Here is a 14,597-nt window from a genome sequence, read left to right on the forward strand (position 1 = left end):
AGTGATTACAATCACTTTACATTTACACATAATGTTTTGAGCTTAAGTGACGCAAAGGACCCGAGGCAAATGGAATCTACTCTGAGTGAAGGCGAAGTCGCCCAGTTGCGTGCGTCGGCGTCCAAGGCCTGTGCCTTGCTCAAGGCCCTGGCCAATGAGGATCGCCTGTTGATCCTGTGCCAGTTGACCCAGGGCGAGCGCAACGTCGGCGAGTTGGAAACCATGACTGGCGTGCGCCAGCCCACCTTGTCACAACAGTTGGGCATTTTGCGCGACGAAGGGTTGGTCGCCACCCGTCGGGAAGGCAAGTACATCTTCTACGGGCTGGCCAGCCATGAAGTGATCCAAGTGATGAAAACCCTGTCCGGGCTGTACTGCGGCGCGGTCATAAAAAGCTGGGCGTGACGCCATACGGCAACGACCCTTGTGTGCATTGACAAAAAAAGGCAACAGACCATGACCGAACAACACTGGGGCCCAACCATCAGTGGCGATATCGTTGTCATCGGCGGCGGCTCGGCAGGCATTGGCCTGCTGGCCAGCCTGCTCAAGCGCGACCCCGACCTGAACATCACCCTTATCGAACCCAGCGACCACCATTGCTACCAGCCGGCCTGGACCCTGGTGGGTGGCGGCGCCTATGACCTGAAAAAGACCCGCCGCCCGTTGGCCGATGTGCTGCCCAATGGCGTCACCTGGATACAGGCCGCGGTCAGCGAAGTCCTGCCGGACGAGCAGACGTTGGTGCTCGACAGCGGCCAGCGCGTGAGCTGGCAAAATCTCATTGTCTGCCCCGGCCTGCGCCTGGCCTGGGAAAGTATCGAAGGCTTGCAGGACACCCTCGGCCAGCACGGCGTCACGTCCAACTACAGCTACGAACACGCCGCCTATACCTGGCAGTTGGTGCAACAGTTGAAGGGCGGCAAGGCGATCTTCACCCAGCCGGCCATGCCGATCAAATGCGCCGGCGCGCCGCAGAAGGCCATGTACTTGTCGTGCGATCACTGGCTCAAGCAGGGCCATCTCAAGCACATCGAGGTGGAGTTCAACCTGGCCGGCGCGGCATTGTTCGGGGTCGCGACTTTTGTACCGCCGCTGATGAAATACGTAGAGAAATACAACGCCCGCCTGGCGTTCAATTCCAACCTGGTCAAGGTCGACGGCCCGGCACGCAAGGCCTGGTTTGCCGTGAAAGACAGCGAGGGCCATACCACGCTTGAAGAGAAATCCTTCGACCTGCTGCACGTCGTGCCGCCGCAAGTCGCACCGGACTTTATCCGCCAAAGCCCGCTGGCCGATGCCGCCGGCTGGTGTGAAGTGCACCCCAACACCCTGCAACACCTGCACTACCCGCACATCTTCGGCCTGGGCGATGTATGCGGCACCCCCAACGCCAAGACCGCCGCCGCCGTGCGCAAGCAGATCGTGGTGGTTGCCGAAAACCTGCTGGCCCTGCGCAAACAGGCAACCCTGCCGCTCAAGTACGACGGCTACGGTTCGTGCCCGCTGACGGTGGAGAAGGGCAAGGTGGTGCTCGCCGAGTTCGGCTACGGCGGCACGTTGCTGCCGACCTTCGGCCTCGACCCGACCAAGGCGCGTCGGTCGATGTGGTTCCTCAAGGCCACGCTGCTGCCGTGGTTCTACTGGAACGGCATGCTCAAGGGCCGTGAATGGCTGACCCGTCTTAGCAAGGTGGACTGAATGCTGCTGGCCAGTGTGTTGGGTGTATTGATGGGCCTGGTCATGGGCCTGACCGGCGCGGGCGGTGGCATCCTTGGGGTGCCGGCGCTGGTGCTGGGATTGGGCTTGACCATGACCCAGGCCGCGCCGGTGTCGTTGCTTGCGGTGGGCGCGGCGGCGGCCGTCGGTGCGCTTGATGGTTTGCGCCACGGCCTGGTGCGTTACCGCGCCGCGCTGCTGATCGCCTTGCTCGGCGCGCTGTTTTCGCCGTTGGGGGTGTTTCTCGCGCACCAAATGACGGAGCCGGTGCTGATGGGGCTGTTCAGCGCGCTGATGGTGCTGGTGGCCTGGCGCATGTTGCAGCGTGAAAAGGTCCAGGCCGGGCCGAGCGACCATGGCGCCGCGTCCTGGGGCCAGAAGAACTGCATGCTCGATCAGCAGACCGGGCGCCTGGCCTGGACCGCCAAATGCAGCGCCACCCTGGCTGCGCTCGGCGCCGTGACCGGCGCGGTGTCCGGTTTGCTCGGCGTGGGCGGCGGCTTCCTGATCGTGCCGGCGTTCAAGCAACTGACCGATGTGCAGATGCGCGGCATTGTCGCCACGTCATTGATGGTCATCAGCCTGATCTCGCTGATTGGCGTGGCCGGCGCGTTGCATGCCGGGGTGCGCATCGAGCCGGTGGGCTGGGTGTTTATCGGTGCCAGCATCGTCGGCATGCTGGTCGGCCGGCGCCTGTGTTCGGTAATGCCTGCGCGTACCTTGCAGGTGGGGTTTGCCAGCCTCTGTGTGGTGGTTGCAGCGGGAATGCTTTTCAACGCTTTACGCTGAACTTGAAATGCAATCCCAATGTGGGAGGGGGCTTGCCCCCGATAGCGGAGTGACAGTCGACATCTACTTGACTGAAACACCGCCATCGGGGGCAAGCCCCCTCCCACATTTTGACTTTCATCAGGCTTGAGCACTTCATCCCATCGCATCCCCCTACCCAGTACCCAAGTAGCATAGGTGTCTCCCCCCAGCCTTCGTACACTCATGCCTCAGAGGGGGAACCAACGATGCATAACAGTGAAGGCGTAGTCAGCGCCATGTCCCAGGCCACCGACGCGGGGCAGGCGGCTGAGGAGTTGGCCCGCCAACTGCTGCACCCCTACCTGGGGTTTGTGCTGTTTTTCTGTTCGGCTTCCTACGATTTGCAGGCATTGGGCCAGGCCTTGCAACAGTGTTTCGGCAATGTGCGCGTGGTGGGTTGCACCAGCGCCGGTGAGATCACGCCCCAAGGCTACGGCCGCAATTGCATTACCGCGATGGGCTTCAACCACGCGCACTTTTCCATTGCCACCGAGCTGATCGACCAGGTGGAGCACTTCAGCCTGATCGACGCCCAGCACATGGTCGAACGGCTGGTCGGCGGCTGCCGCAGCAATACCCTGGCGCCCATCAAAGGCAACACCTTCGCCCTGACCCTGCTCGATGGACTGTCCAGCCGTGAAGAAATGGTACTCGCGGCCCTCAGTGCGGCGTTGGGCGATATCCCGCACTTCGGCGGCTCGGCCGGCGATGACAACTTTCTCACCCACACCCACGTCTACTTCAACGGCGCGTTCCACAGCGGCGCGGCGGTGGTGGTGCTGGTCAATACCTGGCTGGATTTCGAGGTGTTCACCACCCACCACATCCTGCCGCGCAGCGAAAAACTGGTGGTGACCGGCGCCGACAGCCCGTCGCGCCGGGTCTTCGAACTCAACGCCGAGCCCGCCGCCGAAGAGTATGCGCGGCATATCGGCGTGCCCGTGGCCAACCTCGACCACCGCACCTTCGCCGCCCATCCCCTCGCGGTGCGCATCCACGACCAGTACTACATCCGCGCGATCCAGCAAGTGCATGACGACCTGAGCCTGAGTTTCTACTGCGCCGTGGAAAACGGCATTGTCCTTACCGCCATGACACCCGGGCCGATCCTGCCCAACCTGGAGCGCCTGTTCGACGGCCTGCAATCACGCCTGGGCGATCTATTGCTGACCATCGGCTGCGACTGCTTCCTGCGCCGCCTGGAACTGGAAGATCGCGGCAACCTGGAGCAGATCGGCAGCTTCCTGCGCGACCAGCGGTGATGGGGTTCAACACCTACGGAGAACAGTTCAATGGCATGCACATCAACCAGACCTTCACCGGGGTCGCCATTGCCCGTGGCCGGCGCTGAACTGCTCGCCCAGGTTGCCCAGCTGCAACAGGACAACCACAAGCTGGCGCGGATCAACGCGGCGCTGATCGAGCGTATCGAGTCCGGCGTGACCCAGGGCAATAACCCGTACACCACCTTCCAGCATTCGGTCGTGCTTGCCGAACAGGTGCGCGAACGCACTGACGCGCTGAACCAGGCGATGGCCGAACTCAAGGCCAGCAACCACTTGCTGATCAACGCCCGGCTGCGCGCCGAAACCCTGCGCGGCGAACAGGTAGCGGCGCAGAAAGCCCAGGAAAGCGAGCGCTGGATCCGCCTGATCACCGACCACGTGCCGGCCCTGATTGGCTACCTGAATGCCGACCTGGTCTATGAGTTCACCAATAAAGTCTACGAAGAGTGGTACTGCTGGCCACGGGGCATGATGCTCGGCCAGAGCCTGCGCGAAGTGCACAGCGAACAACACTGCCAGCGCCTGGACGCCTACGTCGCCCGCGCCCTGGCCGGGGAGAGCGTGACCTTCGAGTTCGCCGAGACCAATATCAATAATCAGGAGCGCTACATGCTGCGCTCCTATGTGCCGAATCTGCTGGCCAGTGGCGAAGTGGTGGGGATTTTTGTGCTGATCCGCGACATCACCGAGCGCCGCCGCACCGCCGAGGCCCTGCACCAGGCCTATCAACACCTGGAGCAGCGCGTCGCCCAGCGCACCTCGGAACTCACCGCGCTCAACGACCAGTTGCTCAAGGAAATCGACGAGCGCCGCCGCATGGAAACCCGCCTGCGCGAAGCCAAGCTTGAAGCCGAGCAGGCCAACCTGTCGAAAACCAAATTCCTCGCCGCCGTCAGCCACGACCTGCTGCAACCGCTGAACGCTGCGCGGCTGTTCACCAGCGCCTTGCTTGAGCGCCCCAGTGAAACCCTGGTACGCAATGTGAGCAACTCCCTGGAAGACGTGGAAAACCTGCTGGGCACCCTGGTGGATATTTCCAAGCTGGACGCCGGGGTGATCAAGGCCGATATCGCGCCGTTCGCCTTGAGCGAACTACTCGACAACCTGGCCGTGGAGTACACCCAACTGGCCCGCAGCGAAGGGCTGGAGCTGCACTTCGTCGGCTGCTCGGCGCTGGTGCGCAGCGACATCCAACTGCTGGCGCGGATCCTGCGCAACCTGCTGAGCAATGCGATTCGCTACACCTATAAAGGGCGCATCGTGCTCGGCTGTCGACGCCAGCACCAGCGCCTGTCGATCCAGGTGTGGGACAGCGGCATGGGCATCGCCGAGGAGCGTCTGGAGGAAATTTTCCAGGAATTCAAACGCGGCGATGTACAACGCCCGGATCAGGACCGCGGGTTGGGCCTGGGGCTGGCCATCGTCGAAAAAATCGCCGGCATCCTCGGCCATCGCATCAGCGTCAAATCCTGGCCGGGCAAGGGCTCGATGTTCTCGGTAGAGGTGCCGTTGAGCGCCACCGCGCCCAAATCCTTGCCCATGGCGAGCATGAGCGAACCGATGCTGGAACGCCTGCAAGACGCAAAGGTCTGGGTGCTGGATAACGACGCAGCGATCTGCGCGGGCATGCGTACCTTGCTGGAAGGCTGGGCTGCGGGTGATCACGGCCTTGTCGGAACAGGATTTGGCACGGCAGGTGGACAACTACCACGCCGAAGCCGACCTATTGATTGCCGACTACCACCTCGACGACGACCAGAACGGCGTGGACGCCGTGGCGCGCATCAATGCACGGCGTGCCAGTGCGATCCCGGCGCTGATGATCACCGCCAACTACAGCAATGAGCTGAAACTGCAGATCCGCGAGTTGGGACACACGTTGATGCACAAGCCCGTGCGCCCAATGAAGCTCAAGACGGCGATGAGTCACTTAATAGGCAAGTGAACGACACAGCCCCCTCCAATGTGGGAGGGGCGTGCCCCTGATAGCCATAGGTATCTACACAGCTTCCAGTGGATGCTGAGTCTATGGCAAATAGGCTGTTGTGGTGAGCGGGCTCACTACAAAAGCCCCCTCCCACATAGGGAGATCAGCGGCGCAGGTACGAGCCGAAATCGATATCCCCGGCACTGAGGATCGCCTGCACCCGGTTGTGCACATTCAACTTGCGCAGTATCGCCGACACATGGGCCTTCACCGTGGTCTCGGCAATCTCCAGGGTGTAGGCAATCTGCTTGTTCGACTCTCCCTTGGTCATGCGCTCCAGCACCAGCAATTGCTTGCGCGTCAGGGCCTGCAACAGCTCCGGGGCGAAGCCCGGGTTTTCGTTGAGGCGGCGGTGGGTGCCGGTTTTCTGGGTGCGGATGATGTCCGGCGGCAGGTACACGTTGCCGTTGAGGATCTGCTGGATCGCCTCGGTCATTTGCAGGCGTGGCGAGGACTTGGTGATAAACCCCACGGCGCCATAAGTGATGGCTTGCAGCACGATCTGCTTGTCCTGCTCGGCCGAGACGATCACCACCGGGATGGTCGGTGACTCGTTGCGCAGGTTGATCAGGCCGTTGAGGCCGTGCATGCCGGGCATGTTCAGGTCCAGCAGGATCAAGTCGAGGTCGTCGTGCTCCTGGGTCAGGGCGAGGGCGCTGTCGAGGTCGGCGGTTTCCATCACCTCGCTGCCGGGGAAGCCGTCGGTGATGACGTTGTGGATCGCCTCGCGAAACAGCGGGTGATCGTCGGCTATCAGGATTTTGTACATGGCCGTTCACCTTCTTGTTGTGGTTTTTTATTGGAAAGGTTCGGGTGTCGCAGCCGTCACTGGCAGGTTTGCCGCTTCCCAGGCGTCCAACCCGTCGCGATACCAATACACAGAGGTATAGCCCAGGTTGGCGGCACGTTTTACCGCGTTCCAACTCAGCCAGCAATCGGAGCGGCAATAGAACACCAGCGGGCGCGTGACATCGCCACCGGTGAACTTGTACAGGTGGCGCACGAAGTAACCCTGCCATTCCGGCGTGAGGTCGCCGTCGCCGGTGTTGGCCAGCCAATGGCTGCCGGGCAGGTTGGCGTGGGGCTGGTCTTCGATGAATTGGCCTTGCAGCCATTGGCGGCGATACACGTCGATCAGCACCGGCGCCGGCGTTTGCTTGAGCAGGGTTTGCAGGGCAGCGGTGTCGACGATGGTCGCGCCCTGCACCTGTTCGGGCGTGGGGCTGCGGTACAGGCTGGTACGGTAGCCATCGGTGGAAAACAGTGGGGTGTCGGCCTGGGCGTGGATGCAGAACAGGCACAGCAACGCCAACAGGGGCAGTCGGGCAGGCAGCATGGCGGGATAATCCTTATCGTTATGCCGCCATTACACGTGAGTCCCGCTGCCTTGGGAATGCGACGATAGACAGCAAAACCAGTACCAAAGTAGTAGTTTTCGCCGCCCTCAGCCTTTTTTGCGCAGTGCCGCATGCTGGGGATTGAAGGTCAGCACCGCCATCAGCGTGAACAACAGGGTCAAGCCCAGGCACACCGCCAGCGCCAGCCCGGCGAAGCGTTCATACAAGGCAAAGCGCACCAGTTCCACCGCATGGGTAAATGGGTTGAACGCACACAGCCAGTACAACCATTCGCTGGAATCGCGCATTTTCCACAGCGGGTACAGCGCCGAGGACAGGAAAAACAGCGGGAAGATCACGAAGTTCATCACCCCGGCAAAGTTCTCCAATTGGCGAATCGCATTCGACAGCAGCAGGCCCAAGGCACTGAGCATCAAGGCCACCAGCAGCAACGCCGGCAAGGCTGTCAGCAGCCCCATGGCCGGCGGCTGCACGCCGTAGACCCAGGCAATCGCCAGGAATCCGTAGACCTGCAACAGCGAAATCAGCGCGGTGGCCAACAGTTTGCTGCACAGCAAAAATGTGCGCGGCAACGGGCTGGTCAGCAGCACGCGCATGCTGCCCATCTCGCGGTCATAGACCATCGACAGCGAGCCCTGCATGCCGTTGAACAGCAGGATCATGCAGGCCAGCCCCGGAATGATGTAGACCTCGTAGGGGATGTAGGTGTCGTAAGGCTCGATCACTGAAATGCCCAGCGCGGCACGGAATCCGGCGGCAAACACCACCAGCCATAACAACGGGCGCACCAGGGCGCTGAGAAACCGCGTGCGCTGCAACACAAAGCGCAGCCACTCGCGCAGCACGATGCCACGCAAGCATTGCCAGTAAGCGTTCATGCGGCAGCTCCCGTCGCAGCGGGGCGGGTCAGCCGGGCGAACAGACTGCTCAGGTCGCCGCCTTGTTGCTGGATCAGCCCATCGACTTGCCCACTGGCCACCAGGCGGCCCAGGTGCAGAATCATCAGGGCATCGTTGGCCTGCACTTCATCGAGCAAGTGCGTGGTCCACAGCACGCTGATGCCGTGCTCGGCGCAGAGGCTGCGCACATGCTGGTTCAGGGCCAGGCGGCTGGCGGGGTCGAGGCCGACGCTGGCTTCGTCGAGCAACAACACGCGTGGTTCATGCAGCAGGGCCCGGGCGATTTCCACGCGGCGCCGGTGCCCACCGTTGAGTTCGCGGACCTTCTCGCGGCGCCGCTCGGTGAGGGCCTGGCGCGCCAGTTCGGCTTCGACCCGTGCGTCGGTCTGGCGCCGTGACAAGCCATGCAGCGCGGCGTGGTAGCGCAGGTTCTGCTCCACGCTCAGATCCAGGTCCAGGGTGCTTTGCTGGAACACCACGCCCAGTTGCCGGAGGGCGGCGCGTGGCGAGTCGTCCAGGGAATGCCCACCCACGCGGATGTCGCCGGTTTGCAGGTCATACAGCCGGGTCAGCAAGGCAATCAGCGTCGACTTGCCGGCGCCGTTGGGCCCCAGCAACGCGGCAAAGCGCCCCGGTGCGAGGCTGAAATTGACCTCGCTCAAGGCCAGGCGCGGGCCGTAGGCAAAACTCAGGTTATGCACCTCCAGGGCGTTCATGGCGTCACCACCACACCCCACGGGTAGCGCCCGACTTTCACCGACTTGATCACCTTGAGGCTGGCCACGTCGATCACCGACACATCGCCGCTCACGCCATTGGTGGCGAGCAACTGTTTCTGGTCCGGGGTGAACGCCATCTGCCACACGCGACGCCCCACCAGCAGGTAGTCGAGAATCTCAAAGGTCTTGGCGTCGATCACCGCCACATGGTTGGCCGGGCCGAGGGCGACAAAGCCATATTTGCCGTCGGCGCTGAGCTTGATCCCCACCGGCTGCACCTTGTCCGGGTGCACGCCCTTGAGGGTGAAGGTCAGGGTCTTGAGGATGGTGCGGCTGGCCACGTCGAGAATGGTCACGGTGCCGCCGATTTCCGCCGAGGCCCACAGTTGCGAACCGTCGTGGTTGAACTCGACAAAGCGCGGACGCTGGTCCACCAGGGTGCTGTCGGCCAGGGTCTGGGTGCTGGTGTCGATCCAATGCAGCATGTTGGTGGTTTCACTGGTGTTCACCGCCCATTTGCCGTCCGGGCTGACGGCCATGCCTTCGGGCTCCACGCCGACGTTGATCTGGCCGAGCACCTTGGCTGTCTCGGTGTCGATCACTGTGACCAGTGCGTCGTCTTCGTTGGACACGTACAGCCAGCGGTTATTGGGGTGCAGGGCGAACTGCTCGGGGTCTTTGCCGGAGGGCAGTTCCTTGATGATCCTGCGCGTGGCCACGTCCATCACCTGCACCCGGTCCGAGTCGCTGGCGCAGATGTACAGCAGCTTGTTGTCGTGGGACAGCAGCAGGCCCCTGGGGCGCTGGCCGACCTTGAGGGTGTCGGTGACTTGCAGGGTCTGCATGTCGATCAGGCTCAGGCTGTTGTCTTTCTCGTTGGAGACCCAGGCGGTGCTGGCCACGGCGTGCCCGGCGGCAAGCAGCAGGGCGCATGAAAGCAGGGTGCGGCGCATGGCGGATTCCTTATTATTGTGGGCGATCAGGGGAAGCGGCAGGTCACCTCGGGCTTGTCATAGCCCAGGCTGTCCATTTCGTTGGTGGGGTGCAGGAAACCCTCCTGGGGCGATGTGCTGACCAGGGCGCGCGGTTGCACGATGGGGATCGGTTGGCGCAATTGGCCGTTCCAGGCGCGGTAGCTGAGCTTGCGACCCTTGAAGCCGTCGAGGGGCAATTGTTCGCTGATTGCCAATTGGCGGATCGCCATGGGCTCGACCTGGCGCAGCTTGGTCACCGCACTGGCGAGGCTGCGCACGGCCATCCAGGCGGCGAAATCACGGTCATTCATCCAGCGCCCGGCCAGGGCCTCGAAGCGTTTTTGCAATTGCGCCGCGCCATAGGTCTCGACGGTTTTGTGCCAGCCGGTGGGCGTGAGGCCCTGGGTGCCGGCCACGGGACGCGGGTACCAGGTTTGATAAGGCACGTACTCGCCGAAGTCGCCACGCTCGTCGGCCACCAGCACCACATCGTATTCGGCGGTCTGGGTGAACAACGGCATATCCGCCTGGGCGCTGCGGCGCTGGTCGTTATCGAAGCGCCAGGCTTTTTCCGCCACCAGTTGCACACCAAAACGCTTGGCGGCGCGGCGCAGGGCGGCGGCGTACGCCTGGTCATCCTCGGTGGGGCCGACGATCAGCAGCGCCTTCTGCCACTTGCGCAGCACCAGGAACTGCGCCAACGCATCGGCGAGCATCGCCCGGCTTGGCAGCGTATGCAGCACGTTGCCCAGGCAGTCGCTGCTGCGCAGGCGGTCATCGGGGCTGCCGGCGTTGAACAGCAGGCTGTCGGGCAGGGCGGCGCTGAGTTGGCGCAGGCTGGCGGCGGGCGCGTTGACCACGAACAGGCGCAAGCCCTGATCATGCTGGACCTTGGCGGCGGCGAGCAGGGCTTCGGGTGTGTCCACGGTGGCGCTGGTCAGGCTGTAGTGCTGGTTGAGAAACGCTCCGGTGCTGTTGCTGTCGATGATCGCCAGCTCGGCGCCGCGTTGCCCGGCATCGGCGGGCTCGGGAATCACGTTGGACAGCAGCGGGCCTGGGTCGGGCCGATAGCCCAGGTAGCCGATCTGCACCGGCAAGGGCTCGGCGGCCTGGCTGGCTGTGGCCACCCCGGCTGCGCAAACAATCGCCAGCAGATAGATCACGGCGTAAGGGGCGAGCTGGCGCATAAGGCACTCCATGACAGGTAGCGCCAGCATAGGAACCCTTGTGGTCGCTGCAAATATGCAGAAAGTAGCGCTGGGGCAGTACCAAGGTAGTAGCTCGCCACAGGCGCGGCGGTTTTAGCATGGGGCCTCAGTGTGGTGTCAGGGAGTGGGCTATGTCGGCGTTGTGGCGGATCAATCTGTGGGTCTGCGGTTTCTTCGCCCTGGTCACCTGCGCCTGCACCGCGCTGCTGTTGCATCAGGCGTTGGCGGACGTGGAGCGCGAGCTGCAATCGGCCGAAGCGGTGGTGCATTACCTGAGCGAAACCGCCGAGCGCGACCCCGCCAGCCTGCAACCGCGCCTCACCGCCAGCCTGCGCCATGTGCGTGTGCACTGGCTCACGCCCGGCGAGACCGTGCAGGCGCCCAGCGCGCAGGGCCTGGACGCCTGGCTTGGGCGCCTGTTGTTTGTCGAGGCGCGGCGCCCTGGCCAGGTGCTGGATTTGCCGGACGGGCGACGGGTGTCCATCGCCGTCGACCCACGGGATGAAATCGACGAAGTCTGGGATTCCCTGCAACAGCTGCTGGGCCTGTGTGCCCTGGCGCTGGCCCTGAGCCTGTTGACCATCCGCTGGGCCGTGCGCCGGGGCATGGGCGTGCTCGATGAATTGTTGCGTGCCCTGCAACAGGTGTGCGCCGGCCAGCTCAATGTGCGCCTGCGCAGCCAAGGCGCGCCGGAAGCGCGGCAGCTGGCGCTGCATTTCAATCGCATGACCCACGCCTTGGAGCAGGCGCGCACCGACAACACTCAACTCACCCAAACCCTGCTGGCGGTCCAGGAGCAGGAGCGCACTTACCTGGCCCAGACCCTGCACGACGACCTCGGCCAATACCTGGCGGGCATTCGCGCCCAGGCCTGCCTGTTGCGACTGGTCAGCGATCAGCCGCACGTGCTGACCCGCACGGTGGGGTTGCTGGAAGAGCACTGCGAGCACCTGCAGCAAGGTTTCCGCGCCCTGGTCCACGACCTTTACCCGGTGGCGCTGCAACATTTGCCGATGGGCGAAGCGTTCTCGATGCTGGTGACGCAGTGGCAGGCCAGCCATGGCATCCCATGCCGATTGCAGGTCAGTGCCGACCTGCCGGCGTTGTCCGGCACGGACAAGACCCATCTCTACCGCCTGCTCCAGGAAGCGCTGACGAATATCCTGCGCCACGCCGACGCCAGCCAGGTGCGCGTGCGCCTGCAGCATCGCGGCTCACGCCTGCGGCTGTGGGTACGCGATAACGGGCGCGGTGCCCAGACGCCCCAACGCCCCGGCGTGGGCCTGTATTCGATGTACGAACGCGCGCGCTGCCTGGGTGGCGAATTGCAGATCCTCAGTCACCCCGGCGCCGGTTGGGCGCTGGCGTTGAACATGCCCTTGGAGGCCCGATGAATATTCTGTTGGTGGATGACCACGCCGTGGTGCGCCAGGGTTACGCCAGCCTGCTGCGCGCCTTGCTGCCGGCGGTCGAGGTGCGCGAAGCGGCCAGTGGCGAAGAAGCCTTGAGCCGGGTGCAGGAAGCGGTGCCGCACCTGGTGATCATGGACGTCGGCCTGCCGGGCATCAGCGGCCTGGAAGCCACCCGCCGCCTGCGCCAGCGTCTGCCGCAGTTGCGCGTGCTGTTTTTCAGCATGCACGACGAGCTGCCGCTGGTGCGCCAGGCCCTGGACGCGGGAGCGGCGGGCTACCTGACCAAAAGCTGCGCGCCCGAGGTGCTGATCGAAGCGGTGCGGCGCATCCTCGACGGCCACGCCTACATCGAACAGGCCCTGGCCACCGAACTCGCCTACAGCCCCAGCGATCAACGCTTGCAGGGCATGACCCCGCGCGAGCTGGAAATTTTCCTGATGCTGGCCAAGGGCACCCCGACCCGGGCGATTGCCGACCAGTTGAATATCAGCAGCAAGACCGTGTCCAACCACCTGACCTTGCTCAAGAGCAAGTTGCAGGTGAGTTCCCATGCCGAGTTGGTGCATTTGGGGATTGATATGGGCGTGGTGCGGGTGGCTGGATAAGCGGGCCAGTGCAGAACTCCGGTGGGAGGGGGCTTGCTCCCGATGGCGGCCTGATAGCCGACCAGGATGTTGGATCAGACTGGGTACATATCCGTTGCTGCGGTAACGGCCACTTAGGGTTACGCCCTTACGGCGTGTCACTTTTGTAAAGGCACAAAAGTAACCAAAAGGCCTTCGCCGGTATGACTCACCCACATGGGTTACAAATCAGTTCACACACATAGGTAACAGTTTTTAACTGGCAGGGTCGATTTCGCGAGGATCTGGCCATGCCCTGGAAAGAGCTGAAACCTATGGACCTTAAAGTGATGTTCATCGCTGAGTATCTATCTGAAAAGCACAGCTTTAGCCGGCTGTGCCAGGACTACCAGATCAGCCGAAAGACTGGCTACAAATGGGTCGAGCGCTACCAACTGGAGGGACCCAGTGGGCTCGACGAACGTAGTCGCCGACGGCACAACCAAACCTATGTGGTGCCGGTGGTTGTGAGGCAGGCGATTATTGAGCTTCGTTCGGCCGGTGAAACGATCCCAGGTCCTAAAAAGATCCAGAACGATCTGATGAAACGTTTTCCGGGGCAGGATCCACCGTCGAAAACGACGATTTACAACATCCTTAAGGCCGCGGACTTGATCACGCCTCGATCGTCGCGTCAACGTGTCGCGGTCTATCCCAAGCCTTTGCGTAAGGCAGAAACGCCTAATCAGCTCTTCAGCGCTGATTACAAGGGCCAATTTCTTACCGGAGCGGGCGTTTGGTGCTATCCGCTGACGATCATGGATCATGCCAGTCGCTTCCTGCTTGCCTGCGAGAGCATGGCCAATACCAATCTCAAGGAGACCCAGCAAACCTTCGAGCGCGTTTTTCGTGAGTATGGAATGCCTGAGCGCATCCGCACCGATAACGGCGTGCCGTTTGCGAGTACAGGGCGTGCGGGGCTGTCGCAATTGTCAATCTGGTGGTTACGCCTTGGGATTATCCCTGAGCGAATTGAGCCCGGTCGGCCAGACCAAAATGGGCGTCATGAACGCATGCACCGGACACTGAAAAGCACCTTTCCCCAACCGCCGGCAATTGCTTGGGAGGCTCAGCAAAAACACTTTGACCGATTTATGCAGCACTACAATTACGAGCGGGGACACGAGGCACTCGGTCAGAAAACCCCGGCCTCCTGCTACACACCCTCAACTCGGTCCTATCCGGAGAAGCTACCGGAAATGGTGTATGCGAGCCATGTTGAGTGTTACCTGGCAGATGGTAGCGGCATCATTAATCGAGCTGGTCTGCGGATATACGTGGGTAACCTGCTCAGGCATCAGAACATTGGAATGGAGCTGATCAAGGACGGGGTATGGAATGTGATCTTCGGTCCGATGATCCTAGGTCACGTCAATGCCAGGGATGCAAAGAACGGCTATGTTTCAATCAAAGTGTCACCTATGTGAATGCACTTTTTTGTAACCTATGTGGTTGTCCCGTACATCGCCCCAACACTCGGTGCCTCGCCTAGGCTCGGCATGCCCTCACTCCGGCTTGAATCCGTGGGCCGCCGCCATGCGCCATCCATGGCGCAGGGCGGCTAACCCGGCGTCCTGCCGGGTACCCACGATTCAAGCCTGC

General features: G+C 62.6%; 12 protein-coding genes and 2 pseudogenes. 8 read left to right on the forward strand and 6 right to left on the reverse strand.

All coding sequences use genetic code 11. The annotated features are described in order from the left end of the window. The first annotated feature begins 69 nt into the window (after positions 1-69). From IQK56_RS27185 to IQK56_RS27205, 5 genes and pseudogenes are all read left to right on the forward strand, one after another. Positions 70-405 (forward strand): ArsR/SmtB family transcription factor, encoded by a 336-nt coding sequence (locus IQK56_RS27185; RefSeq protein WP_017527038.1) that lies wholly within the window; start codon positions 70-72, stop codon positions 403-405. A gap of 51 nt (positions 406-456) precedes the next feature. Beyond that, positions 457-1,701, forward strand: a complete 1,245-nt coding sequence (locus IQK56_RS27190; RefSeq protein WP_122307546.1) for an NAD(P)/FAD-dependent oxidoreductase — start codon at positions 457-459, stop codon at positions 1,699-1,701. Beyond that, on the forward strand, positions 1,702-2,508 hold the full coding sequence (locus IQK56_RS27195; RefSeq protein ID WP_193901891.1) for a sulfite exporter TauE/SafE family protein: 807 nt from the start codon (positions 1,702-1,704) through the stop codon (positions 2,506-2,508). Positions 2,509-2,735: 227 nt separating this feature from the next. Further along, positions 2,736-3,880, forward strand: a pseudogene (gene nosP / locus IQK56_RS27200) (nitric oxide-sensing protein NosP). Continuing rightward, a pseudogene (locus IQK56_RS27205) lies at positions 3,822-5,760 on the forward strand (PAS domain-containing hybrid sensor histidine kinase/response regulator). The pseudogenes nosP and IQK56_RS27205 overlap by 59 nt, the downstream one beginning before the upstream one ends. A gap of 145 nt (positions 5,761-5,905) precedes the next feature. Here IQK56_RS27205 and IQK56_RS27210 read toward each other — a convergent pair. The 6 genes from IQK56_RS27210 to IQK56_RS27235 all read right to left on the reverse strand — a co-directional run bounded on the left by IQK56_RS27210 (position 5,906) and on the right by IQK56_RS27235 (position 10,939). After that, the gene (locus tag IQK56_RS27210) at positions 5,906-6,571 is read right to left on the reverse strand and encodes a response regulator transcription factor (protein ID WP_150676518.1); all 666 of its coding nucleotides are present in this window, start codon (positions 6,569-6,571) and stop codon (positions 5,906-5,908) included. A 27-nt stretch (positions 6,572-6,598) separates the two neighbouring features. Next, positions 6,599-7,138: a PQQ-dependent catabolism-associated CXXCW motif protein gene (locus IQK56_RS27215; protein ID WP_193862267.1), complete on the reverse strand. Its 540-nt coding sequence runs from the start codon at positions 7,136-7,138 to the stop codon at positions 6,599-6,601. 108 nt (positions 7,139-7,246) lie between these two features. Further along, a complete protein-coding gene (locus IQK56_RS27220; RefSeq protein ID WP_150676519.1) occupies positions 7,247-8,038 on the reverse strand; it encodes an ABC transporter permease in 792 nt (263 codons plus the stop codon). Beyond that, positions 8,035-8,775: an ABC transporter ATP-binding protein gene (locus IQK56_RS27225; RefSeq protein ID WP_193862268.1), complete on the reverse strand. Its 741-nt coding sequence runs from the start codon at positions 8,773-8,775 to the stop codon at positions 8,035-8,037. Before IQK56_RS27225 ends, IQK56_RS27220 begins: the two co-directional genes overlap by 4 nt. Next, a complete protein-coding gene (locus tag IQK56_RS27230; RefSeq protein WP_122307554.1) occupies positions 8,772-9,731 on the reverse strand; it encodes a YVTN family beta-propeller repeat protein in 960 nt (319 codons plus the stop codon). Before IQK56_RS27230 ends, IQK56_RS27225 begins: the two co-directional genes overlap by 4 nt. Positions 9,732-9,757: 26 nt before the next feature. Next, positions 9,758-10,939 carry an ABC transporter substrate-binding protein gene (locus tag IQK56_RS27235; protein ID WP_150676521.1) on the reverse strand — a complete coding sequence of 394 codons (1,182 nt, stop codon included), beginning with the start codon at positions 10,937-10,939 and terminating at the stop codon, positions 9,758-9,760. A gap of 152 nt (positions 10,940-11,091) precedes the next feature. On the opposite strand from IQK56_RS27235, the gene IQK56_RS27240 reads away from it, so the two are divergent. The 3 genes from IQK56_RS27240 (at position 11,092) to IQK56_RS27250 (ending at position 14,422) form a co-directional block, all read left to right on the forward strand. Continuing rightward, on the forward strand, positions 11,092-12,354 hold the full coding sequence (locus IQK56_RS27240; RefSeq protein ID WP_193901892.1) for a HAMP domain-containing sensor histidine kinase: 1,263 nt from the start codon (positions 11,092-11,094) through the stop codon (positions 12,352-12,354). Further along, the gene (locus IQK56_RS27245) at positions 12,351-12,977 is read left to right on the forward strand and encodes a response regulator (RefSeq protein ID WP_193862269.1); all 627 of its coding nucleotides are present in this window, start codon (positions 12,351-12,353) and stop codon (positions 12,975-12,977) included. The genes IQK56_RS27240 and IQK56_RS27245 overlap by 4 nt, the downstream gene beginning before the upstream one ends. Positions 12,978-13,246: 269 nt before the next feature. Continuing rightward, the gene (locus IQK56_RS27250; RefSeq protein ID WP_193864277.1) at positions 13,247-14,422 is read left to right on the forward strand and encodes an integrase core domain-containing protein; all 1,176 of its coding nucleotides are present in this window, start codon (positions 13,247-13,249) and stop codon (positions 14,420-14,422) included. Positions 14,423-14,597 lie beyond the last annotated feature (175 nt).

The sequence above is a fragment of the Pseudomonas cyclaminis genome, from assembly GCF_015163715.1.
Lineage (GTDB): Bacteria > Pseudomonadota > Gammaproteobacteria > Pseudomonadales > Pseudomonadaceae > Aquipseudomonas > Aquipseudomonas cyclaminis.

Coding starts and splice junctions, on each gene's coding strand:
- IQK56_RS27240 (WP_193901892.1), top strand. CDS start 11,092: ATGTCGGCGTTGTGGCGGATCAATCTGTGGGTCTGCGGTTTCTTCGCC.
- IQK56_RS27220 (WP_150676519.1), bottom strand. CDS start 8,038: ATGAACGCTTACTGGCAATGCTTGCGTGGCATCGTGCTGCGCGAGTGG.
- IQK56_RS27215 (WP_193862267.1), bottom strand. CDS start 7,138: ATGCTGCCTGCCCGACTGCCCCTGTTGGCGTTGCTGTGCCTGTTCTGC.
- IQK56_RS27250 (WP_193864277.1), top strand. CDS start 13,247: ATGCCCTGGAAAGAGCTGAAACCTATGGACCTTAAAGTGATGTTCATC.
- IQK56_RS27245 (WP_193862269.1), top strand. CDS start 12,351: ATGAATATTCTGTTGGTGGATGACCACGCCGTGGTGCGCCAGGGTTAC.
- IQK56_RS27225 (WP_193862268.1), bottom strand. CDS start 8,775: ATGAACGCCCTGGAGGTGCATAACCTGAGTTTTGCCTACGGCCCGCGC.
- IQK56_RS27190 (WP_122307546.1), top strand. CDS start 457: ATGACCGAACAACACTGGGGCCCAACCATCAGTGGCGATATCGTTGTC.
- IQK56_RS27195 (WP_193901891.1), top strand. CDS start 1,702: ATGCTGCTGGCCAGTGTGTTGGGTGTATTGATGGGCCTGGTCATGGGC.
- IQK56_RS27210 (WP_150676518.1), bottom strand. CDS start 6,571: ATGTACAAAATCCTGATAGCCGACGATCACCCGCTGTTTCGCGAGGCG.
- IQK56_RS27185 (WP_017527038.1), top strand. CDS start 70: ATGGAATCTACTCTGAGTGAAGGCGAAGTCGCCCAGTTGCGTGCGTCG.
- IQK56_RS27230 (WP_122307554.1), bottom strand. CDS start 9,731: ATGCGCCGCACCCTGCTTTCATGCGCCCTGCTGCTTGCCGCCGGGCAC.
- IQK56_RS27235 (WP_150676521.1), bottom strand. CDS start 10,939: ATGCGCCAGCTCGCCCCTTACGCCGTGATCTATCTGCTGGCGATTGTT.